At 55.8% G+C, this 21,415-nt stretch carries 13 protein-coding genes, 1 tRNA gene and 2 rRNA genes; 9 read left to right on the top strand and 7 right to left on the bottom strand.

Features of this window, described 5'->3' with window-relative positions:
* Nucleotides 1-107 precede the first annotated feature (107 nt).
* The 3 genes from KCG39_RS21735 to KCG39_RS21725 all read right to left on the bottom strand — a co-directional run bounded on the left by KCG39_RS21735 (nucleotide 108) and on the right by KCG39_RS21725 (nucleotide 4,906).
* Nucleotides 108-3,014 (bottom strand): 23S ribosomal RNA (locus KCG39_RS21735).
* 190 nt (nucleotides 3,015-3,204) lie between these two features.
* A tRNA-Glu gene (locus tag KCG39_RS21730) sits at nucleotides 3,205-3,279 on the bottom strand.
* Nucleotides 3,280-3,366: 87 nt separating this feature from the next.
* Nucleotides 3,367-4,906, bottom strand: a 16S ribosomal RNA gene (locus tag KCG39_RS21725).
* Together the 16S and 23S rRNA genes with 1 tRNA gene alongside form the textbook arrangement of a ribosomal RNA operon.
* A gap of 602 nt (nucleotides 4,907-5,508) precedes the next feature.
* Here KCG39_RS21725 and KCG39_RS21720 point away from each other — a divergent pair.
* Nucleotides 5,509-6,633 (top strand): ribosomal protein uL16 3-hydroxylase, encoded by a 1,125-nt coding sequence (locus tag KCG39_RS21720; RefSeq protein WP_004128415.1) that lies wholly within the window; start codon nucleotides 5,509-5,511, stop codon nucleotides 6,631-6,633.
* Nucleotides 6,634-6,701: 68 nt separating this feature from the next.
* Here KCG39_RS21720 and surE read toward each other — a convergent pair whose 3' ends face one another.
* On the bottom strand, nucleotides 6,702-7,577 hold the full coding sequence (surE, locus tag KCG39_RS21715; RefSeq protein WP_142468124.1) for a 5'/3'-nucleotidase SurE: 876 nt from the start codon (nucleotides 7,575-7,577) through the stop codon (nucleotides 6,702-6,704).
* Between the two features lie 495 nt (nucleotides 7,578-8,072).
* On the opposite strand from surE, the gene KCG39_RS21710 reads away from it, so the two are divergent.
* Together KCG39_RS21710 and KCG39_RS21705 are read left to right on the top strand one after the other, a co-directional pair.
* A complete protein-coding gene (locus KCG39_RS21710; protein WP_142468118.1) occupies nucleotides 8,073-8,852 on the top strand; it encodes a histidine phosphatase family protein in 780 nt (259 codons plus the stop codon).
* Nucleotides 8,853-8,936: 84 nt separating this feature from the next.
* Nucleotides 8,937-10,280: an OprD family outer membrane porin gene (locus KCG39_RS21705; RefSeq protein WP_142468119.1), complete on the top strand. Its 1,344-nt coding sequence runs from the start codon at nucleotides 8,937-8,939 to the stop codon at nucleotides 10,278-10,280.
* Nucleotides 10,281-10,321: 41 nt separating this feature from the next.
* On the opposite strand, the gene KCG39_RS21700 is transcribed toward KCG39_RS21705, so the two are convergent.
* Nucleotides 10,322-11,686: an MFS transporter gene (locus tag KCG39_RS21700; RefSeq protein WP_049113966.1), complete on the bottom strand. Its 1,365-nt coding sequence runs from the start codon at nucleotides 11,684-11,686 to the stop codon at nucleotides 10,322-10,324.
* 564 nt (nucleotides 11,687-12,250) lie between these two features.
* Here KCG39_RS21700 and KCG39_RS21695 point away from each other — a divergent pair.
* From KCG39_RS21695 to KCG39_RS21670, 6 genes are all read left to right on the top strand, one after another.
* Complete coding sequence (locus KCG39_RS21695) at nucleotides 12,251-13,900, top strand: signal transduction protein (protein WP_142468120.1); 1,650 nt, start codon at nucleotides 12,251-12,253, stop codon at nucleotides 13,898-13,900.
* A gap of 144 nt (nucleotides 13,901-14,044) precedes the next feature.
* On the top strand, nucleotides 14,045-15,496 hold the full coding sequence (locus tag KCG39_RS21690; protein ID WP_004117633.1) for an MFS transporter: 1,452 nt from the start codon (nucleotides 14,045-14,047) through the stop codon (nucleotides 15,494-15,496).
* A gap of 52 nt (nucleotides 15,497-15,548) precedes the next feature.
* Nucleotides 15,549-16,652 (top strand): mandelate racemase/muconate lactonizing enzyme family protein, encoded by a 1,104-nt coding sequence (locus tag KCG39_RS21685; protein ID WP_016809990.1) that lies wholly within the window; start codon nucleotides 15,549-15,551, stop codon nucleotides 16,650-16,652.
* 23 nt (nucleotides 16,653-16,675) lie between these two features.
* The gene (locus tag KCG39_RS21680) at nucleotides 16,676-17,503 is read left to right on the top strand and encodes an SDR family oxidoreductase (RefSeq protein ID WP_016809991.1); all 828 of its coding nucleotides are present in this window, start codon (nucleotides 16,676-16,678) and stop codon (nucleotides 17,501-17,503) included.
* A complete protein-coding gene (locus KCG39_RS21675; RefSeq protein WP_004128393.1) occupies nucleotides 17,497-18,408 on the top strand; it encodes a dihydrodipicolinate synthase family protein in 912 nt (303 codons plus the stop codon). The genes KCG39_RS21680 and KCG39_RS21675 overlap by 7 nt, the downstream gene beginning before the upstream one ends.
* Nucleotides 18,395-18,826: a GlcG/HbpS family heme-binding protein gene (locus tag KCG39_RS21670; RefSeq protein ID WP_142468121.1), complete on the top strand. Its 432-nt coding sequence runs from the start codon at nucleotides 18,395-18,397 to the stop codon at nucleotides 18,824-18,826. The genes KCG39_RS21675 and KCG39_RS21670 overlap by 14 nt, the downstream gene beginning before the upstream one ends.
* Nucleotides 18,827-18,962: 136 nt before the next feature.
* On the opposite strand, the gene KCG39_RS21665 is transcribed toward KCG39_RS21670, so the two are convergent.
* Both KCG39_RS21665 and KCG39_RS21660 read right to left on the bottom strand, forming a co-directional pair.
* Entirely contained in the window at nucleotides 18,963-19,976 is a 1,014-nt protein-coding gene (locus tag KCG39_RS21665; RefSeq protein WP_004128387.1) for a LacI family DNA-binding transcriptional regulator, read from the bottom strand.
* A gap of 210 nt (nucleotides 19,977-20,186) precedes the next feature.
* Nucleotides 20,187-21,218: a DUF1176 domain-containing protein gene (locus KCG39_RS21660; RefSeq protein ID WP_142468122.1), complete on the bottom strand. Its 1,032-nt coding sequence runs from the start codon at nucleotides 21,216-21,218 to the stop codon at nucleotides 20,187-20,189.
* Nucleotides 21,219-21,415: the final 197 nt, after the last annotated feature.

The following is a 21,415-nucleotide window of genomic DNA, read 5'->3' as shown; positions in this document are numbered from 1 at the left end:
CTTCATTTGCCGCCTTGCCTCAGCGTAAAATCTTTCGTTCCCGAAAATCTGTAATCAATGCTGAAATTGTTGTCTTCTCAAATCCGCCAAAACATCTTCGGCGTTGTAAGGTTAAGCCTCACGGTTCATTAGTACCGGTTAGCTCAACGCATCGCTGCGCTTACACACCCGGCCTATCAACGTCGTCGTCTTCAACGTTCCTTCAGGACCCTTAAAGGGTCAGGGAGAACTCATCTCGGGGCAAGTTTCGTACTTAGATGCTTTCAGCACTTATCTCTTCCGCATTTAGCTACCGGGCAATGCCATTGGCATGACAACCCGAACACCAGTGATGCGTCCACTCCGGTCCTCTCGTACTAGGAGCAGCCCCCCTCAATTCTCCAGCGCCCACGGCAGATAGGGACCGAACTGTCTCACGACGTTCTAAACCCAGCTCGCGTACCACTTTAAATGGCGAACAGCCATACCCTTGGGACCTACTTCAGCCCCAGGATGTGATGAGCCGACATCGAGGTGCCAAACACCGCCGTCGATATGAACTCTTGGGCGGTATCAGCCTGTTATCCCCGGAGTACCTTTTATCCGTTGAGCGATGGCCCTTCCATTCAGAACCACCGGATCACTATGACCTGCTTTCGCACCTGCTCGCGCCGTCACGCTCGCAGTCAAGCCAGCTTATGCCATTGCACTAACCTCCTGATGTCCGACCAGGATTAGCTGACCTTCGTGCTCCTCCGTTACTCTTTAGGAGGAGACCGCCCCAGTCAAACTACCCACCAGACACTGTCCGCAACCCGGATTACGGGCCCACGTTAGAACACCAGCCATTAAAGGGTGGTATTTCAAGGATGGCTCCATGCAGACTGGCGTCCACACTTCAAAGCCTCCCACCTATCCTACACATCAAGGACCAGTGTTCAGTGTCAAGCTATAGTAAAGGTTCACGGGGTCTTTCCGTCTTGCCGCGGGTACACTGCATCTTCACAGCGAGTTCAATTTCACTGAGTCTCGGGTGGAGACAGCCTGGCCATCATTACGCCATTCGTGCAGGTCGGAACTTACCCGACAAGGAATTTCGCTACCTTAGGACCGTTATAGTTACGGCCGCCGTTTACCGGGGCTTCGATCAAGAGCTTCTCCTTACGGATAACCCCATCAATTAACCTTCCGGCACCGGGCAGGCGTCACACCGTATACGTCCACTTTCGTGTTTGCACAGTGCTGTGTTTTTAATAAACAGTTGCAGCCAGCTGGTATCTTCGACTGATTTCAGCTCCATGAGTAAATCACTTCACCTACATATCAGCGTGCCTTCTCCCGAAGTTACGGCACCATTTTGCCTAGTTCCTTCACCCGAGTTCTCTCAAGCGCCTTGGTATTCTCTACCTGACCACCTGTGTCGGTTTGGGGTACGATTTGATGTTACCTGATGCTTAGAGGCTTTTCCTGGAAGCAGGGCATTTGTCACTTCAGCACCGTAGTGCCTCGTCATCACACCTCAGCGTTAGTAAGGTTCCGGATTTACCTGGAATCTCCGCCTACATGCTTAAACCGGGACAACCGTCGCCCGGCCAACATAGCCTTCTCCGTCCCCCCTTCGCAGTAACACCAAGTACAGGAATATTAACCTGTTTCCCATCGACTACGCCTTTCGGCCTCGCCTTAGGGGTCGACTCACCCTGCCCCGATTAACGTTGGACAGGAACCCTTGGTCTTCCGGCGTGCGGGTTTTTCACCCGCATTATCGTTACTTATGTCAGCATTCGCACTTCTGATACCTCCAGCAACCCTCACAGGCCACCTTCAACGGCTTACAGAACGCTCCCCTACCCAACAACACATAGTGTCGCTGCCGCAGCTTCGGTGCATGGTTTAGCCCCGTTACATCTTCCGCGCAGGCCGACTCGACCAGTGAGCTATTACGCTTTCTTTAAATGATGGCTGCTTCTAAGCCAACATCCTGGCTGTCTGGGCCTTCCCACATCGTTTCCCACTTAACCATGACTTTGGGACCTTAGCTGGCGGTCTGGGTTGTTTCCCTCTTCACGACGGACGTTAGCACCCGCCGTGTGTCTCCCGTGATAACATTCTTCGGTATTCGTAGTTTGCATCGGGTTGGTAAGTCGGGATGACCCCCTAGCCGAAACAGTGCTCTACCCCCGAAGATGAGTTCACGAGGCGCTACCTAAATAGCTTTCGGGGAGAACCAGCTATCTCCCGGTTTGATTGGCCTTTCACCCCCAGCCACAAGTCATCCGCTAATTTTTCAACATTAGTCGGTTCGGTCCTCCAGTTAGTGTTACCCAACCTTCAACCTGCCCATGGCTAGATCACCGGGTTTCGGGTCTATACCCTGCAACTTAACGCCCAGTTAAGACTCGGTTTCCCTGCGGCTCCCCTATACGGTTAACCTTGCTACAGAATATAAGTCGCTGACCCATTATACAAAAGGTACGCAGTCACCCAACAAGTGGGCTCCTACTGCTTGTACGTACACGGTTTCAGGTTCTTTTTCACTCCCCTCGCCGGGGTTCTTTTCGCCTTTCCCTCACGGTACTGGTTCACTATCGGTCAGTCAGGAGTATTTAGCCTTGGAGGATGGTCCCCCCATATTCAGACAGGATACCACGTGTCCCGCCCTACTCTTCGAGTTCACAACCTGTGCGTTTTAGTGTACGGGAGTATCACCCTGTACCCTGCGACTTTCCAGACGCTTCCACTAACACACAAGCTGATTCAGACTCCGGGCTGCTCCCCGTTCGCTCGCCGCTACTGGGGGAATCTCGGTTGATTTCTTTTCCTCGGGGTACTTAGATGTTTCAGTTCCCCCGGTTCGCCTCGTTTGACTATGTATTCATCAAACGATAGTGCAACGAATTGCACTGGGTTTCCCCATTCGGACATCGCCGGCTGTAACGGTTCATATCACCTTACCGACGCTTTTCGCAGATTAGCACGTCCTTCATCGCCTCTGACTGCCAGGGCATCCACCGTGTACGCTTAGTCGCTTAACCTCACAACCCGAAGATGTTTCGTAAAACATCATCGTGTCGCGAAAATTTGAGAGACTCGAACACACATAACATGTGTGTCGTTTCAATTTTCAGCTTGATCCAGATTTTTAAAGAGCAAATATCTCAAACGTCACCCGAAGATGAGTTTTGAGATATCGGTTGGTTGTGCCTTTCACTCACAGCCAGCAAGTGGCGTCCCCTAGGGGATTCGAACCCCTGTTGCCGCCGTGAAAGGGCGGAGTCCTAACCGCTAGACGAAGGGGACACGAGGTGTCGCGACTTCGCAGCCGTCTTGCTTCTTTACATCTATCAGACAATCTGTGTGGACACTACAAAGGCAGGTTCTTTAAGGTAAGGAGGTGATCCAACCGCAGGTTCCCCTACGGTTACCTTGTTACGACTTCACCCCAGTCATGAATCACAAAGTGGTAAGCGCCCTCCCGAAGGTTAAGCTACCTACTTCTTTTGCAACCCACTCCCATGGTGTGACGGGCGGTGTGTACAAGGCCCGGGAACGTATTCACCGTGGCATTCTGATCCACGATTACTAGCGATTCCGACTTCATGGAGTCGAGTTGCAGACTCCAATCCGGACTACGACATACTTTATGAGGTCCGCTTGCTCTCGCGAGGTCGCTTCTCTTTGTATATGCCATTGTAGCACGTGTGTAGCCCTACTCGTAAGGGCCATGATGACTTGACGTCATCCCCACCTTCCTCCAGTTTATCACTGGCAGTCTCCTTTGAGTTCCCGGCCGGACCGCTGGCAACAAAGGATAAGGGTTGCGCTCGTTGCGGGACTTAACCCAACATTTCACAACACGAGCTGACGACAGCCATGCAGCACCTGTCTCAGAGTTCCCGAAGGCACCAAAGCATCTCTGCTAAGTTCTCTGGATGTCAAGAGTAGGTAAGGTTCTTCGCGTTGCATCGAATTAAACCACATGCTCCACCGCTTGTGCGGGCCCCCGTCAATTCATTTGAGTTTTAACCTTGCGGCCGTACTCCCCAGGCGGTCGACTTAACGCGTTAGCTCCGGAAGCCACTCCTCAAGGGAACAACCTCCAAGTCGACATCGTTTACAGCGTGGACTACCAGGGTATCTAATCCTGTTTGCTCCCCACGCTTTCGCACCTGAGCGTCAGTCTTTGTCCAGGGGGCCGCCTTCGCCACCGGTATTCCTCCAGATCTCTACGCATTTCACCGCTACACCTGGAATTCTACCCCCCTCTACAAGACTCCAGCCTGCCAGTTTCGAATGCAGTTCCCAGGTTGAGCCCGGGGATTTCACATCCGACTTGACAGACCGCCTGCGTGCGCTTTACGCCCAGTAATTCCGATTAACGCTTGCACCCTCCGTATTACCGCGGCTGCTGGCACGGAGTTAGCCGGTGCTTCTTCTGCGGGTAACGTCAATCGACAAGGTTATTAACCTTATCGCCTTCCTCCCCGCTGAAAGTACTTTACAACCCGAAGGCCTTCTTCATACACGCGGCATGGCTGCATCAGGCTTGCGCCCATTGTGCAATATTCCCCACTGCTGCCTCCCGTAGGAGTCTGGACCGTGTCTCAGTTCCAGTGTGGCTGGTCATCCTCTCAGACCAGCTAGGGATCGTCGCCTAGGTGAGCCGTTACCCCACCTACTAGCTAATCCCATCTGGGCACATCTGATGGCAAGAGGCCCGAAGGTCCCCCTCTTTGGTCTTGCGACGTTATGCGGTATTAGCTACCGTTTCCAGTAGTTATCCCCCTCCATCAGGCAGTTTCCCAGACATTACTCACCCGTCCGCCACTCGTCACCCGAGAGCAAGCTCTCTGTGCTACCGTTCGACTTGCATGTGTTAGGCCTGCCGCCAGCGTTCAATCTGAGCCATGATCAAACTCTTCAATTTAAGTTTGATGCTCGTGAATTAAACTTCGTAATGAATTACGTATGTTCACTCAGAGACTTGGTATTCATTTTTCGTCTTGCGACGTTAAGAATCCATGTCACTTTGAGTGCCCACACAGATTGTCTGATAAATTGTTAAAGAGCAGTGCAACGCGGCTTTCGCTCACCGTTGCGAGGTGGCGTATATTACGCTTTCCTCTTTCAGAGTCAACCCGTTATTTCAGGATTTTTTCTCTTCAACCGACCGGGTTGTTTGTGAAGTGATTCACATCTGCCGTGTCAGTGGGAGCGCATTATAGGGAGCTGCCGGGATATAGCAACCCTTAAAATACAAAAAACTTATCAAACGCTCATAATTTAAACTTCCCACGCCCCATCCACGCCAGAAAAAATGAGGAAAATCCAGACGCCACGCGGGCTGTAGCGAATTCAGGCAAAAGCGACATTTTGCAAAAATCAACGTTATCCGCTTTACGTTTCCCCCTCTCTTACCGCGTCGTGACTTCAGATGATGAATTAAGCACCAGCCTTGACCCATGACAAAGCGGCTTGAGGGTGCCTATTTCTATAATCAGGCCCGTTTCTTCTTATTGGTATAAACCTATGGCTTATCAACTCAACATTAACTGGCCCGAGTTTTTAGAAAAGTACTGGCAAAAGCAGCCAGTCGTATTAAAGAAGGCTTTCGCGAATTTCGTCGATCCGATTACGCCGGATGAGCTGGCCGGGCTGGCCATGGAACCGGAAGTCGATAGTCGACTGGTGAGCCTCAAGAACGGTCAATGGCAGGCCAGCAACGGGCCGTTTGAACATTTTGATGGCCTGGGCGAAACCGGCTGGTCGTTACTGGCTCAGGCGGTAAACCACTGGCATATGCCCGCAGCTGAACTGGTGCGCCCCTTCCGCGTGCTGCCGGACTGGCGTTTGGACGATCTGATGATCTCCTTTTCCGTACCGGGCGGCGGCGTGGGCCCGCATATCGACCAGTACGACGTCTTTATTATTCAGGGCATGGGCAGCCGCCGCTGGCGCGTGGGCGATAAGCTACCGATGCGTCAGTTCTGCCCGCATCCCGCGCTGCTGCACGTCGACCCGTTCCCGCCCATTATTGATGAGGATCTGGAACCTGGCGACATCCTCTATATTCCACCGGGATTCCCGCATGACGGGATCACTCACGAAACGGCGCTGAATTACTCCGTCGGCTTCCGCGGGCCAAACGGCCGCGATTTGATCAGCAGCTTTGCCGATTACGCGCTGGAAAACGATCTCGGCGGCGAGCACTACAGCGATCCGGATTTAACCTGTCGCGAACACCCGGGACGGGTAGAAGAGTACGAACTGGAACGCCTGCGCGGCATGATGATCGAGATGATTAGCCAGCCAGAAGATTTCCGCCGCTGGTTTGGGCGCTTTGCCACCACGCCGCGCCACGAGCTGGATATTGCGCCCGCTGAACCGCCTTTTGAAGAAGAGGAGATTGTCGACGCGCTGATGGGCGGTGAAATGCTGACCCGCCTGAGCGGCCTGCGCGTACTGCACATCGGCGACAGCTTCTTTGTGAATAGCGAACAGCTGGAGCCAACCGACCCCGCGGCTCTGGATGCGCTGTGCCGCTATACCCTGCTGGGTAAAGAGGAGCTAGGCGAGGCAGCGCTGCGCAATCCGGCGTTTATCGCCGATCTGACCCGTTTGATTAACCAGGGCTACTGGTTCTTCGACGAATAGCACTTCATCATCGGTTCATATAAAGAAGGCGCGGAGCCCGCGCCTTCTTCTTTACTATCGCTACAGCATCATTTACCGAGCAGCGCCTCAAACTGCGCCTGGTAGTGCGGCGCGTTCCATGAACCATCAAACAGGGTGTAAGTAATATATCCTTTGTTGAGCCAGCCCGAGTCATTATCCCCTTCCGCCGGTTTCATCGCCTGCGGATTCATCGTCTGTTTGGCGGTCCCGTCCGCCAGAAGTTCATAACCAATCTGCGGCACAGGAAATTGTTCATTCTCAATATAATGAACGCCCTTAATTTCAGCCGACGCTAGCGGCGGATAGTTAATGCTCAACCCGACCCCCTTCGGCATAATCGGGCTTCCCGGTTTATGCGCGGCGTTAAGTTTATCCACCAGCGAGACGACATAATCCACCGAATCAGGCCAGTACTTATGCGTGCTCGGCCATTTGTTCTTCATCTCTTCTTCCGTGAATCGGTAGCCAATGCTGGCGGCAATCGCCGGGAAACCGTAGCGTACGGCGCGGGCCGCGGCGCTCACGGTGCCGGAGTTAACCTGCGCCATACCGGTATTGGGGCCATCGTTAACCCCCGAAATCACCAGATCCGGCGGCGCGTCTTTCAGGACGCCCCACAGGCCAAAATCCAGCGCATCGGCGGGGGTTCCGGGGAAGCAATAGCGTTTGTCAGCGGCTTTTTTGACATCAAAAACTTTACCCGTCTTAAAAGTAATTGCCGATCCGATACCGCTCTGATTCGTTGCCGGTGCCACCATCCAGACGTCATACCCTTTGGCCGCCAGTTTTTCCTGTAGCGAAGTGGTCCCCACCGACTGGCAGCCATCATCGTTAACTAGCAGTATTTTCAGCGGTTTTTCAGCAGCCTGTACGCCAGCGGCAGATAACGCCAGAATGGCGGCAGTCAGGATTTTCGTTCTCATCATCACTCCTTGTTGGGTAGCAGAAGTATTTCTTAGGCGCAAAAAAAAACCTAAGACTCCTGCCGCACGCCTCATTGGCGGACAGGAGTCTTAGGTTTTGCCTGTGGTCAGTAACAATCCCAGAGTGTTGCGAAAATAACGCCAGAGCGTAAAAGAGTCCAGCCCAGACATCATTATTCTGTGATGGAGATCAATCCTCTAAAATTATTCAAGCCGAAAACCGCCAATTAATCTGAAAATTAAACTTAAGATACAACTCAATCAGCAAAATTACCTCCATGAAGACGATCACATTTATTGACATTAATAATAAATAGAGGGTGTCTTTTTTCATAATTAGTGCTAACGTCGCCCATGTTGGATTGTTACTGTTTAGAACAGGCGAAACCTACGTCATAGACGTTCGAGCGAACATAACCTTATTTATGCTTCGCGTCGAATATCTGACGTAGGTTTTTTTTTGCTTATAAAAAGACCATTCAGGTGGAGCGTTATATGAAGAAGTGGCTAATAGCATTAATGATGGCGGCAGGTGCGGCAACCTGCTCTGCGGCGGAAGTTAAAAACGATGACGGCGTGAATATCTATTTCGCCCGTCACGGTAAAACGCTGCTGAATACGTTTGACCGGGTGCAGGGTTGGGCGGACTCACCGCTTACCGAAGACGGCATTCGCGTCGCTCGTTATCTCGGCGAGGGGCTTAAAGGTATTCCGTTTGATAGCTTCTATTCCAGCGATGCCGGACGTCAGCGTGAAACCATGCAGGTGATCCTTAAGCAAGTCGGAGTAAGTAATTACAAACTTACCGAGTTAAGCGGCCTGCGAGAAGCCTTCTTCGGCGGTTTTGAAGGCGGCTATAACAAAGATATGGCCGACGCCGGCGCCAGACAGCTGGGGCTTAAAGACGGCGCTGCGCTGTTCAGCCAAATGAAAGCGGGCACTCTGGCCGTCGATACCAACCAGAACGCGCTGGCAGCGGCCGATCCCAAGGGCATGGCGGAAAACTATCAGCAGGTAAAAACCCGCACCCAGGCAGCGCTGCACACTATCGTTGAAAACGCGCAGGCCCGGGGCGATAAAAACGTGCTGGCGATTTCATCCGGTACCGCAATGCAGATCATGATCTCCGATTTAACCGACGATAACGCGAAAAACAAACCGCTTGCCAATGCCGCGGTGGTGAAAATTGTTTATAAAGACGGCAAATATACCGTTCCAGAAATTGGCACCATGAAATATGTTGAAGCCGGAAAACAGGCTCTCGATAAAAAATAATACCCACGCTTAATTATTTATTACGGCAGACTTCAGGCGAAAACACCTCGCCTGGATCGCTGCGTCCCTACTCTGGGGTTTATTATGAAAATCAATACTACAACAGTCGCCATTATGCTGCTGGCTATTCCCGCCAGCGCCTGGTCAGCTTCGACCACTAACAGCCTGAAGGAGCGCGATAATATCGATACCGTGCTCGACGATCCATTATTTAGCCAGTCCCATATGAATTTGTCGTTTAAAAACTACTGGAAATATCTTAAGGAAGAAGAGACCGAGCCAAAGAAAGTCCATAATGCCTGGGGTCAGGGCGTCGCCGTCGATTATCAGTCCGGCTATTTTGCCGATATTATTGGCTTTGATGCCACTTACTACGGAGCGGTAAAGCTCGGCGCCAGCGATTATTTTAACTCCCGCGGCGTGCTTTATAACAACGGCAGCGGGAATAAAAAGAGCAACGCTGAAGGCTTTTCCAAATTTGGTCAACGCAACGTCAAACTGCAGTATCGCCTGGCGGACACTCATCTGAACGCCCGCTGGGGCTGGCAGACGATGAAAAACTTTGGCGTCATCTCCAACTCGACCCGCCTCTCCCCGACCACCTATTTGGGCTGGACCGGCGCGGTGAACTACGGCCCCTTCACGCTGCGCGGCGCGTACATCGAAAGCGCGATGGATCGTAACTCGCCGGATAAGAAACGCTTCCAGACCAACAGCGGACAGTACATTAACCATATCGCCAGCGGCGATATTCTGTGGCAAAGCGAGCACCTGAACATGCAGTACGGCTATGGTGAAAGCGATAACTATCTGCGCCGCCATATTCTGTTTACCAATATTAAGCCGATAAAAGCGCTGAACATCGGTACTCAGGTCTACGCCACTCACGCGCTGGACGAGTATAAAGCGATGCCGGCGAATAAGCGTGACTTTGACGACGACGCCTGGCACATCGCCATGGATGTGAAGTGGCAGGCGGACAACTGGAGCACCAAGTGGGGTCTGGGCTATACCGATGCGAACAAGGCCAATGAAGTGGGCTTCTACCCGCGCCATATGAGTAAAAACTCGCGCGGGACCTTTACCTCGATGGCCTATGCCGGCAACGACTATATGCGCGACGGTGAACTGGTTCTCTCCAATATGTCGGACTATAACCTGACGCCGGAACTGGCGATCGGTCTGGCCGGCAACATCGCCCAGTTTAACTACCGCGGCAACCACGTCCGTACGGGGGAAATTAACGCCTTCAGCCGCTGGGTGCCGACGCACCCAAGACTGAAAAATCTCACCGTCTGGGCGATGTTCGGGCCGGGCTGGTCCTATAAGATGAATGGTAAAACGCCGGTGCTCACCGACGGCCATTACAGCCGGGCCAACTCGCTCTCTTCGGAAGTGATTATCGAATATAAATTTAACCTGTTCTGATTCGCCCGCCCCGCCGGTCATGGCGGGGCAACCCTTCCCGGCTACTTCTTCACCTCATTAAGCTCATCGTTATAGCTTTCCCGCGTCACGCAGACGCACAGGATGGTAATCAGCGCCATGCAGGCGAGAAACAGCGAGATGGGCCACGATGCGCCGCCGGACCACACCAGCAGCAAGGTACCGATCATCGGCGTTAAGCCGCCGACGATATTCGCCAGCTGGAAGCCGAGCGACACGCCGGTATAGCGCACGCTGGTGTCAAAAAGCTCCGAAAAGAAGGCCGGCTGAACGCTGAACATCATGCCCAGCCCCACGGAATAGCAGAAGGTGGTGGCGAACATAAACATCTTCACCGAGCCGGAGTCGATCATCCAGAACAGCGGGAAAGCAAAGATCAGCGTGATGGCGGCGCCGGCCAGATAGACCGGTCGGCGGCCAATTTTATCGGAAAGCCAGCCGAAGAACGGAAAGGTAAAAATGCCGACAAAGCTGGCCAGCAGCAGCCCGTTCAGCGCCGTTTCGCGGGTAAAGTTGAGTTCCCTTGTCACATAGGACATAAAGAACGCCACCGTCAACCAACCCAGAACAATCTCCCCCATGCGCATACCCATCGCCAGGAATACCGCTTTACGGTGATGTTTGAGCACGGTGAGAATGGGAAATTTCTGCTCGGCCGCTTTCGCCGCGTTCTGCTGCTGTTTCTGATTCTCCTGGAACACCGGCGTCTCTTCGATCCTTGAGCGGATAAACATCCCGACGAACAGCAGCGCGATACTTAACAGGAAAGGCACGCGCCAGCCCCAGGACATCAGGTCATCCTCCGGCAGCATCACCACCAGCGCAAAAACGCCGGTGGCGATAAACAGGCCAAGCACGTTGCCCAACTGAACAAAGGTGCCGAAAAAGCCCCGGCGATGGCGCGGCGCATACTCGGTGATCAGCGTCGTCGCCCCGCCCCATTCGCCGCCGATGGCAAAGCCCTGGCAGAGGCGCAAAAAGATAAGTATCAACGGCGCGGCGTTGCCTATGGTGTCGTAGCTAGGGATTAAGCCTATGAAAAACGTCGAAATACCCATAATCATCAGCGACAGAACCAGCGATTTCTTGCGGCCGATCTTATCGCCATAGTGACCAAATACGATGGCCCCGATGGGTCGGCTGACGAAGGTAATCGACAGCGTCAGGAAGGATACCAGCAGCGCCATCAGCGGCGAGAGGTTAGGAAAAAACAGCGATGGAAACACCAGCGCGGCGGCGGTGCCGTAGATAAAAAAGTCATAGAACTCAATCGTTGTACCAGAAAGACCAGAGCCCAGCACGGTGATCAGCTTTCTTCTTTCATGGGTTTGTTGCGATGTTTGTTCGTCTTTTGCAGGGGTCATGGCGGGCGAGGTAAGCATAGTCATCATTAAATCCTCTGTCCTGAATCATTATTGTTAAGTCGGGCAGCGCCTGGTTAACAGCGGTGGCGAGGGAAAATCGCCGGCAAGCTAACTCGAATTAGCTAATTATAACAAGATACGGAGATTCACAACGTAAATGCTAAAAGAGTGTGACCAGGATCGGTTATATTTTGACACCGTCACCAGCGCCGCGAGGCAAATCGCTCAAAATAAGGCGTAAATAATTTATTAAATTCAATCAATTAAATATTAAACACTGATTTACCGTCCCCGCTGCGCTTCCCGCCCGCTTTTCTGCCCGCCTTGATGCCGCCTCAGCAAGCGTTGCTGAACACCAGACCTGCCGTTTAAAATAAATATTTTAATATCAATAAGTTAATAATTACGCATTGATAGCCATCACAAATCCCCGGTAAAGAGTTTGTTCCTGTCTTTTTTTTGACCTAATTTGCTAATTCGAGTTAGCCAAAGAAATTAGCCAAAAATAAAACGATTGATGCCGCGCTTACCCCGGCGCAGCACGCTCAACGATAACTAAGCGACCTATCCCCTACAGGAGAAATTCACATGTTGAATTTAACGTTACCCGCGGAAGCCGAACTTATTACCCCGCAGCCAGGCGAAGTGTTGATGGTGACCAATGCGGATCTCCGCGAACCGGCTAACGTCACCTGCTGGCCCACGCAGAAGCTGTTTGAACAGCGTCTGGAAACGGCGCTGGAAACATTAGGCTATCGCCTGCGCCGCGCCCATCCGGTCAACGAGCAGCGCGGCCACGGGTTTATCAGTAGCCAGAAAGAGGGTAGCGAGCTGTTCGCCGGGATCGATCCGGATGCGCCGATTATTGTCCTGCTTACCGCCTGGCAATACTCCCATCACCTTGCGCCTTCGCTGGTACATCATCGCGGCCCTATTTTGCTGCTCGCCAATTTTGACGGTACCTGGCCGGGCCTCGTCGGCATGCTCTGTATGGCAGGCTGCCTCACCAGCCTGGAGCGCAACTACTCGCGGCTGTGGTCGGAAACCTTCGCCGACGAGGCGTTTATTCGCGGCTTAGACACCTGGCTGCGCGACGGCCATCTCAGCCATAAGCTCGGCTATCTGCATCCGGTCGCGCCCAGCGCGCCGCTGCTGGCCAGCGAAGCCGGACAGATTGGCGTGAAGGTTGGGCAGTCGATCCTCAAACACAAGGCCATTATCGGCCTGTTCGATACCTTCTGTATGGGGATGATCAACGGCGTGTTCCCGCAAAAAGCGATGATCGACGTAGGGATGCCGGTGGAGTCGCTGTCGCAATCGGCGCTGCTGGTTGAGATGAACAAGGTGCCGACCGCCCTGCGCGAAGCCTGTCTCGACTGGTATGAGACCCGCGGCATGCGCTTCCTGTTCGGCACCGACGGGGCGAAGGATCTGACCCGGGAGCAGGTGCTGGAACAGTGCGCGATGATGATCGCCATGGCGCGCTTCGTGAAGCGCTTCGGCCTGACGGCGGTGGGCGTGCAGTATCAGCAGGGGCTCAAAGACAGCTGCGCCGCCTCAGATTTTGCCGAAGGCGCCATCGGCAACGCGGAGCGTTTCCCGATCCCGGATGAGAACGGCGAGATCGTCTGTCCGGACGCGCCGATCCCCTGCATCAACGAGGTGGATATGGGCAGCGCCATCCCGCAGGTGATGCTGGCGAAGCTGCTCGGCGCGCTGGGCATGGCGAGCGAAACCACCCTTCACGATATCCGCTGGGGTAGCGAATACAACGGCACGTTCTACTGGGATCTGGAGATCTCCGGCGCGGTGCCGTTCGCCCATCTGAAGGGCGGGATCGCCGGGGCCACCGGCTATCGCCAGCCGGCGATGTTCTTCCCCTATGGCGGCTCGACCATCGCCGGTCAGGGCAAAGCCGGACGCTTTATCTGGGCGCGCGCGCACTACGAAGGCACTCAGGTGATCCTGCATATCGGCACCGGCACCGCCGTCGAACTGCCGCATGACGAATTCGAACGCCGCCGCCGGGCGACCAACTACGAGTGGCCATTACTCAACGCCGTTCTCGACGGGGTTTCGCGCGACGATTTGATGGCGGGCCACCAGAGCAACCATCTCAGTCTGGCTTATGTAGAAGAGGAGGTATTATCCGAAGTGCTGAACGCCTTTATTGCTCAGGCGCTGACGCAAAATATGAAAGTCTTTATCGCAGGCGATGCGCATTTATTAATGAAATAACAACTGATTCGCTTATGTAATTTTTACGTTGTTAGCGATCCTGGCAAACATCCGCTTCATTCGTCTCTTTATCACCCATAAAGAGCGGATTAACGCGCATCTGTCCGGGCGGGCCCTCCGCCTGCCCGGATAAGAGAGGATTATATGTATCAGCAGCAACATATTGAATTTATTATCCAGAAGGCAAAGAAACGGCTCGACCAGCAGGAGGCCCCCGGCTGCACCAAAGCGGGATGGCTGATGATCACCGCATTATTAATTGAGTCATGGGATATTTATTCCATGGCGTTTATTTTATTCGCCCTGAAAGATATTTATGAGCCCAGCAGCTGGCTGCTTGGTTTTACCGCCGCTGGCACCCAGCTTGGCGCGGTGGTCGGCGCGCTGCTCGGCGGCTGGCTGACCGATAAGCTCGGACGGCGTAAAATTTTCCTCTGGTCGATGATCCTGTTCGCGATCTTCGCCGTTCTTCAGGGCCTGGCGCCCAATATGTACTGGCTGGCGATTATTCGCTGCCTCGCCGGGATCCCGGTGGGCGCGGACGTGGCTAACGGCTTTACCTACATCATGGAGGTGATGCCGAAGGGCAAGCGCGAAGTGATGGCTAACCGCTGGCAGTTTATGTTCGCGCTGGGGATTATCGCCGCCATTCTGCTGGTCACCACGCTGGTGGCGCTTGATGTTCACCCGGATATGATCTGGCGCATCGTGCTGGCGGTCCCGGCGATCCCGGCCTGCCTGCTGCTGTTTATGCGTCGGGAGCTGCCGGAGACGCCGGCGTGGTTCGTCGAACGCGGCCGCTTTATCGAAGCGAAACAAGCCTCCCGTGACTATTACGGCGAACAGGATGGCCGTCTGCTGGACGACATTCTGCCCAACGAAAATGTCACCATCGCCGACCCGACGCTCAAAGAGACGCTGCACGATCTGTTCCGCCGTCCGTTTACCCGCCGCACCACCCTGTTCGGCTGGTTCTCCTGCGCCGTACAGTCGTTTGAAAACTACGCCTTCTCCTTCTTCCTGCCGCTGATCCTCGTGACCATCGGGATTTCCGGACAGATCCAGAATAACCTCGCCCTGCTGGCGGTGAACTGTATCGCCGCGCTCTCGGCGTTTGTCGGCCCGCTGCTGTTGCCGAAGCTCGGGCATAAGGGGCTGAGCAAATACGGCTTCCTGCTGGTCACCATCGGCATCTCAATTTCGGCGTGGGGCGTCTACAGCAGCAGCTTTGGTTTTATCATTTTTGGCGCGGCGCTGATGCTGTGGGGCCACTACTGGGATTCCGAAAGCGGCATGACGGTGATTTCGCTGGTGGCAAAACCGCGCTATCGCGGCGTGGCCTCCGGCATCGGCTACACCATCGTCAAGGTCACCGCCTTCGTTACCACCCTGGTCTTCCCGGCCCTGTTTGAAGCGGTCGGCGTACCGGTCGCCTCAATGATTATCGCTATCGCGCCGTTCTGCGCCTTCCTCGCCTCTATCTTCCTGCTACCGGAAGTCTTCGGCCATGCGGTGGGCGACGAGAACGATCGAGAACATGACGCCAGCCCGGCAATCGCCCTGGAGGGGCATGAATCCCCGGCCTCCAAACATTAACCGCCCGGGCCGCAGGGGCGGCCCCCGCTGAACCCATAAAGGAAGGAATCAGATGAACAGCACAAAAATGCCCGTAATTGAAAATATCGAACTGATGACCGCCCGCGTTCCGCTGCCGGAAGGCCCGTGGGGGGATCAGATTCACCACGTCACCGATATCGAAGTGGCGATTGTTGACGTCTACGGTTCTAACGGCCACGTCGGCACCGGCTTTAGCCACACTTCCGGCTGGTGCGGGAAAACCATCTCCGCGCTGATTGCCGAGATTATCCCGGACGTTATTGGCCAGCCGCTCTCCCCACGCGGCCTGTGGCATCGCTCGTATAAACACGTACACGACGTCGGCGGCGCGGGCGTCACCACCCATGCCCTGGCGGCGCTGGATATTGCCTACTGGGATCTGTTAGGTAAAACCCTCAATGCGCCGATTATCGACATTCTTGGCCGCGTGCGCGATCGCGTTCCGCTGTACGGCAGCGGCATCAACCTGCATCTGTCCATTGAGGAAGTGATTGACCAGGTCAAACGCTGGAAAAGCACCGGCTACCTGGCGGCGAAAGTGAAAGTGGGCAAACCGACGCTGGAAGAGGACGTAGAGCGGCTGCGTAAGATTCAGGAGGCGGTGCCGGGCTTCCCGCTGGCGGTGGACGCCAACCAGGGCTGGAACTTCCCGCAGGCGCTGCGCGCATTCAAGCTGTTCGAGCCGCTTAACCTGCTGTGGATTGAGGAGCCGCTGCCCTCCGACGATATCTCCGGCCACCTGCGGCTGCGCGAACGCAGCGCCACGCCTATCGCGCTGGGAGAAAACGTCTATAACTTAAACCAGTTTACGCAGTACATCGAGAGCGGCAGCGCGGATTATATCCAGGCGGATCTCGGCCGCGTCGGCGGGATCACCGGCTATCTGGATATCGCCGCCGTCGCCCGCGCGCACAACCTGCCGATGACGCCGCATTTTGTCATGGAGCTCAGCGCCAGCCTGCTGGCTACGGTGCCGAATATCTCATACGCCGAGATGACCGACGGCGGGCGCTGGAAAGATCTGCGCATCATCGCCGAAGCGGGCGAAGAGGTGGACGGCTACTACGTACCGAGCGAACGGCCGGGCCACGGCATTATTCTCGATCGTGATTACCTCGCAACCCACAAAATCTAACCACGCAGTGAGGGGAAAGGACAATGGAAGACACGTTATTCTCGGTTAAAGACAAGGTCATCATTGTGACCGGCGGCCTGGGACAGCTGGGGGCGCAGTACGTGAAGACATTACACGACCGCGGCGCGAAGGTGGCGGCGCTGGCCACCCGCGTCGATGCCGCCCGCGTCGACCGCGTGCTGGGGGCGATTAAGGACTCCGATCGCCTGCTGTGCGCGGAAGTGAATATTACCGATAAAGCCAGCATTAACCGGGTGCTGGATAGCATTGAAGCGAAGTGGGGCGTGCCGGATGGCCTGGTCAACAATGCGGGCGTCGACACCCAGCCCAGCGCGCCGCCGGAAGTCTCCGGGCCGTTTGAGGAGTTCCCGGAAGAGGTGTTCCGCGAGGTGGTGGAAGTGAACCTGGTTGGCACCTTCCTGATGACCCAACAGGTCGGCAAGCGCATGAAGCAGGCCGGCAAAGGCGGCTCGATCATCAACGTCGGTTCGATCTACGGCGTGGTCTCTCCGGTGCAGGATATCTACAGCTATAAAAAAGAGGACACCGGCATTCCGTTCGTCAAACCGGTGGCCTATTCGGCGGCAAAGTCCGGGCTGTATAACTTTACCCGCTACTGCGCCACCTACTGGGGGCGCGACGGCATTCGCGTCAATACCCTGACCCTCTCCGGCGTCGAGCGCAGCGATCAGGACCCGCGCTTTCAGAAAAACTACACCAACCGTATCCCCATCGGGCGGATGGCGAAAGCCCACGAGTACAACGGCGCGGTGGTGTTTTTGCTCTCCGACGCCTCGGTCTATATGACCGGTTCCAACGTGGTGGTGGATGGAGGCTGGACCGCATGGTAAGCGATAAATGGCAGGTTTTTCGCGGCATTATCTCCGCCGTGGTGACGCCGATGCATGCCGATGAGTCGGTGAACTACGCGGCGCTGGACGCGCTCGCCCGCGCCCAGCTGGCGCGCGGGGTTGAGGGCTTTTACTGCTGCGGCTCCTCCGGGGAGGGGCCGTTGCTGCGTTTCGATGAGCGCCGGCAGGTACTGGCAACGCTGGTGCAGTCGGCGGGCGGTCGCGTGCCGGTGATCGCCCACGTCGGGACGCCGCGCACCCGGGATGCCGTCGAGCTGGCGAAGCACGCCGAGCAGGACGGCGCCAGCGCGGTGTCGCTGGTGCCGCCCTACTACTACAAATATAGCCGCGAGGAGATTATCGCCTACTACCGTCGAGTGCTGGACGCCATTTCGATTCCGGTGATTTTGTATAACATTCCGCAGTTTACCGGCGTCGAGCTGGACGCCCAGAGCGCCGACGCGCTGCTCGGCGATGAGCAGGTTCTGGGGGTGAAGCATACTTCGCATAACCTCTATTCGCTGGAACGGATGATCGCCCGCTACCCGGAGAAAGTCTTTTTTAACGGTTTCGATGAGATCTTCCTTTCCAGCCTCGCGGCGGGCGCGACGGCCACGGTTGGCACCACGGTTAACCTACAGCCGGAGTTGTTTCTCGCCCTGCGCAGCGCTTTTCAGCAGGGCGACATTGCCCGGGCGCAGCGCCTGCAGCAGCAGATCAACGAGGTGGTGGAGCAGCTGGTCGCGCGCGGCGTGTTCCAGTCGGCGAAGTATCTTGCCGCGAAAGAGACCGTCGAGACCGGCCCCACCCGCGAGCCGTTTGTGGCGCTGACGGCGGCGCAGAAAGGCGAGCTGGATGACCTCTATCTGCGCTTACGGAGGTATATCGCCGATGCCGGACAATGACGTGTTCTGTCCCCAGGTCCGTCTGAACGATAGCGTCGTGTGCCAGCAGGTCGCGTGGTTTTTACAGGAGACGGAAAGCGATGCGCGAACCCGGGGGCTGGCGGTGGCGGTTGTCGGGCCGGAGGGCGAGCTCATCGCCTTTGGCGCGCACGCTCGCTGCCCGCCGCTACCGCGCCAGCTGGCGCAGCGCAAGGCCTGGAGCGCCCTGCGCTTTCGCCGTCCGACGGCAACGCTGGCGCAAGAGGTCAGCGCCGGCGCCCTGCAGCTGGCGGTATTTAACGACCCGCAGCTGCTGGCGATGCCGGGCGGCGAGCCGGTGATCGTCGACGGGCTGGCCATTGGCGGCGTCGGGATCAGCGGCCTGCCGCCGGAGCTGGACACCGGGCTGGCGGCGCGGTTTGTTCAGCGATTGACTTGATGAGGGATCGTTAAGGGTTCCCGGATTGCGGCGCCCGCGCCTTATCCGGGCTACCAGCGCGCGCAGGATGCGGTATTTGTAGCCCCGGCCAGCATAGCGCAGCCGGGGATTGACGTGTTCACACAAGCCGTGTCATTTACTGGCTCCGCTGCTTCTCCACCGACAGCGGACGATGAATCAGGGTCATCGGCACGGTGATCTTCACATCGGCATTTTCCCCCTGCAGCTTCTGCTGCATCAGATGAAACGCGTGCTGCGCCCAGGCGTCCTCATCCTGGCGCATCGACCACACCGCGTTCGGCAGAAATCCCAGCATTTGATGTTCATCGAAGGTGCCGATGGGAATATCCCACGGAATAAAGCCGTAGGTTTCCCGCAGCGCGCTCAGCGTTCCTTCCAGAATAGGCAGAGAGGAGGCGATAAACGCCTTCGGCGGCTCGTGGTGCTGACGGAGGAAATCGAGCATCAGCTGTTTGCCCTCTTCCTGACGGTTATGGCTGGCGGACAATATCCACTCCTTCCCCGCGGGCAGCTCGCTCAGGTAGCCCTGCAGACGACGCTGGATAGACGGCTGCTGGGTATCCCCGGCGATAAAAAAAATCGGCGAGACATCCACCGCCTGGGTCATCGCCTGCACCAGCTTTTTGCTGCCGTTGTAGTTATCGCTCACCACCAGCGACACGTCGCTCTCGCCAAAATCGCGGTCGAGCAGCACCAGCGGCCGCTTGCGCGCTACCTTCTGGTGATGCAGCTGCGTTTCCCGGGTAGAGGGCACCACGAAGAGCCCGTCAACGTTGCGCGCCAGCAGTCCTTCAACCAGACTGTTTTCATGCTCGCTGTCACTATAGGTGCAGGCAATCATTAGCTGATACCCCGCCTGACGGCAGCAGGCTTCGAGCTTTTCCGCCAGGGTGGAGAAAAACAGGTTGGATAAACGCGGGATCACCAGCCCTAAGGTCTCGGTTTTATTGAGCTTCAGGCTGCGGGCGATATGGTTAACGACCAGCCCATTCTCGGCGATGTAATCATTAATACGCTGCTGCGTTTTGGCGCTGATGCGATACTGCTCAGCTTTGCCACCCAGCACCAGGCGCACGGTGGTAATCGAGATTTCCAGCGCCCTGGCGACTTGCTCAACGGTTTTGGCCATAAACTCATTTTCCATAACGAACAGAACGGCTTAATCATAAACTAATTCGAGTTAGCAATACATTAGCCGCGCTGTTATTTTGAACAAGGCGTCAGTTTTCTGACGCCACTGGCGCTGTCGATCGCGATCCCGCTACGCGGACGATCGTTAAGATCCTTCCCTGTCCTCTCTGTCGGCGTGTGTGCCGGGAGAGATTCTGGCCGCGTGATTTCACTTTGCCGGTTTAACCTCGGTCACCCAGGTGGGGAGATCCCATGTTCCGCCGAGGCGAAGATAGCGGCACATCCCGGTGGTCGCTTCACGGCTTTTGCGGAACGTTGTGCCATCCCAGAGCCAGCTCGCCGTCCCCCAGCAATCGCCAAGCCCTCGCCCTTTCTGGCTCATAAAAATCTCGCCGTCACCATACTCAGAACCGGAAACCGTAATAAGCGTTGGATTACTCTCAAGTTTGCTATCCACAACCCAATAGCCGTATCCCTCGTTATAGGCCGCCCGCCAGCACAAGGCCGAAATCAGGGAATGCGCGTTATCCAGCGGCGTCAGGCTGATGGTTTCAGCCTCCTCCCCCTCCTCTGGCTGGAGGCGATCGCACCAATCATCGTTATTTAGCGTGGCCAGAAGCTTCGGCTTGAGCACCGCCAGCTCAGGCGCGGTTAACGCTCTCTCCTGCGCCTTATCAGGCATGACCCGGTGAATGACCGGGGCAGGAATCGCCGCCCGGACGCTGCTTTCCGGCCTGTCGCCTTTTTTGGTCAACGCGCCCGGCGTGCCGATTCGCCCCTGAACATCGTCCATTTTCAGCAGTACCGCGTAAGCACCTTCGCCGGAAAGCTCAAACGGCGCCTCCCCGCCTGTAAATTCGACCTTCCCGCTGCCTTTGATGGCGTTAACGATCGCCCGGGCCTGTTTCTCCGACAGCGGCCAGCTCTCTTTTGCGGGCTTCACATCGCCTGCCGGCTGGCCGTTGATCCACAGCGTCAGTTTGCCCGGCAGAACGTCGCTGTCGGTCACCTCCACCAGCATCAGCTCTCCCGAGAGGGCGGTACCCGCTCCGGCCTGGCGGGTCAGCAGCACCGAACCTCCGCTTCCTTCTTCAGCGCTGTATCCCGCCGCCCGGCAGGTCAGCGTATTATCGCACACCACTTCCCAGTCTTTGTGGCTGAATGAAACGCCTGTTTTCGCCAGCGCGGGGAGGCTAAGTACGGCCAGTGCCAGCACGCCTCTCCAGAGTTCCTTTTTCATACCTTCCCTCCTTAATCGGTCATCCGCGTAGTCTGAGTAATCCCCCGCTCAGAGAGAAGCGTTTTCCCCTGCCGCGATATTTTTTCAGACAACGACATGGATGCAGTACGGCTTTACGCGTCGTCAGGCATATTCCCGCCCGTTCAGCCCGGCTGAAAATAGCGGGCTGAGAGTCTGATTACCTCATTCAACATCAT

This window comes from Klebsiella pasteurii (genome assembly GCF_018139045.1).
Lineage (GTDB): Bacteria > Pseudomonadota > Gammaproteobacteria > Enterobacterales > Enterobacteriaceae > Klebsiella > Klebsiella grimontii.
This window is presented reverse-complemented; position numbering and strand designations above follow the sequence as displayed.

What these genes read in the sequence shown, in the direction of transcription:
- KCG39_RS21720 (WP_004128415.1), top strand. Translation starts at nt 5,509, where the DNA reads ATGGCTTATCAACTCAACATTAACTGGCCCGAGTTTTTAGAAAAGTAC.
- surE (WP_142468124.1), bottom strand. Translation starts at nt 7,577, where the DNA reads ATGAGAACGAAAATCCTGACTGCCGCCATTCTGGCGTTATCTGCCGCT.
- KCG39_RS21710 (WP_142468118.1), top strand. Translation starts at nt 8,073, where the DNA reads ATGAAGAAGTGGCTAATAGCATTAATGATGGCGGCAGGTGCGGCAACC.
- KCG39_RS21705 (WP_142468119.1), top strand. Translation starts at nt 8,937, where the DNA reads ATGAAAATCAATACTACAACAGTCGCCATTATGCTGCTGGCTATTCCC.
- KCG39_RS21700 (WP_049113966.1), bottom strand. Translation starts at nt 11,686, where the DNA reads ATGACTATGCTTACCTCGCCCGCCATGACCCCTGCAAAAGACGAACAA.
- KCG39_RS21695 (WP_142468120.1), top strand. Translation starts at nt 12,251, where the DNA reads ATGTTGAATTTAACGTTACCCGCGGAAGCCGAACTTATTACCCCGCAG.
- KCG39_RS21690 (WP_004117633.1), top strand. Translation starts at nt 14,045, where the DNA reads ATGTATCAGCAGCAACATATTGAATTTATTATCCAGAAGGCAAAGAAA.
- KCG39_RS21685 (WP_016809990.1), top strand. Translation starts at nt 15,549, where the DNA reads ATGAACAGCACAAAAATGCCCGTAATTGAAAATATCGAACTGATGACC.
- KCG39_RS21680 (WP_016809991.1), top strand. Translation starts at nt 16,676, where the DNA reads ATGGAAGACACGTTATTCTCGGTTAAAGACAAGGTCATCATTGTGACC.
- KCG39_RS21675 (WP_004128393.1), top strand. Translation starts at nt 17,497, where the DNA reads ATGGTAAGCGATAAATGGCAGGTTTTTCGCGGCATTATCTCCGCCGTG.
- KCG39_RS21670 (WP_142468121.1), top strand. Translation starts at nt 18,395, where the DNA reads ATGCCGGACAATGACGTGTTCTGTCCCCAGGTCCGTCTGAACGATAGC.
- KCG39_RS21665 (WP_004128387.1), bottom strand. Translation starts at nt 19,976, where the DNA reads ATGGCCAAAACCGTTGAGCAAGTCGCCAGGGCGCTGGAAATCTCGATT.
- KCG39_RS21660 (WP_142468122.1), bottom strand. Translation starts at nt 21,218, where the DNA reads ATGAAAAAGGAACTCTGGAGAGGCGTGCTGGCACTGGCCGTACTTAGC.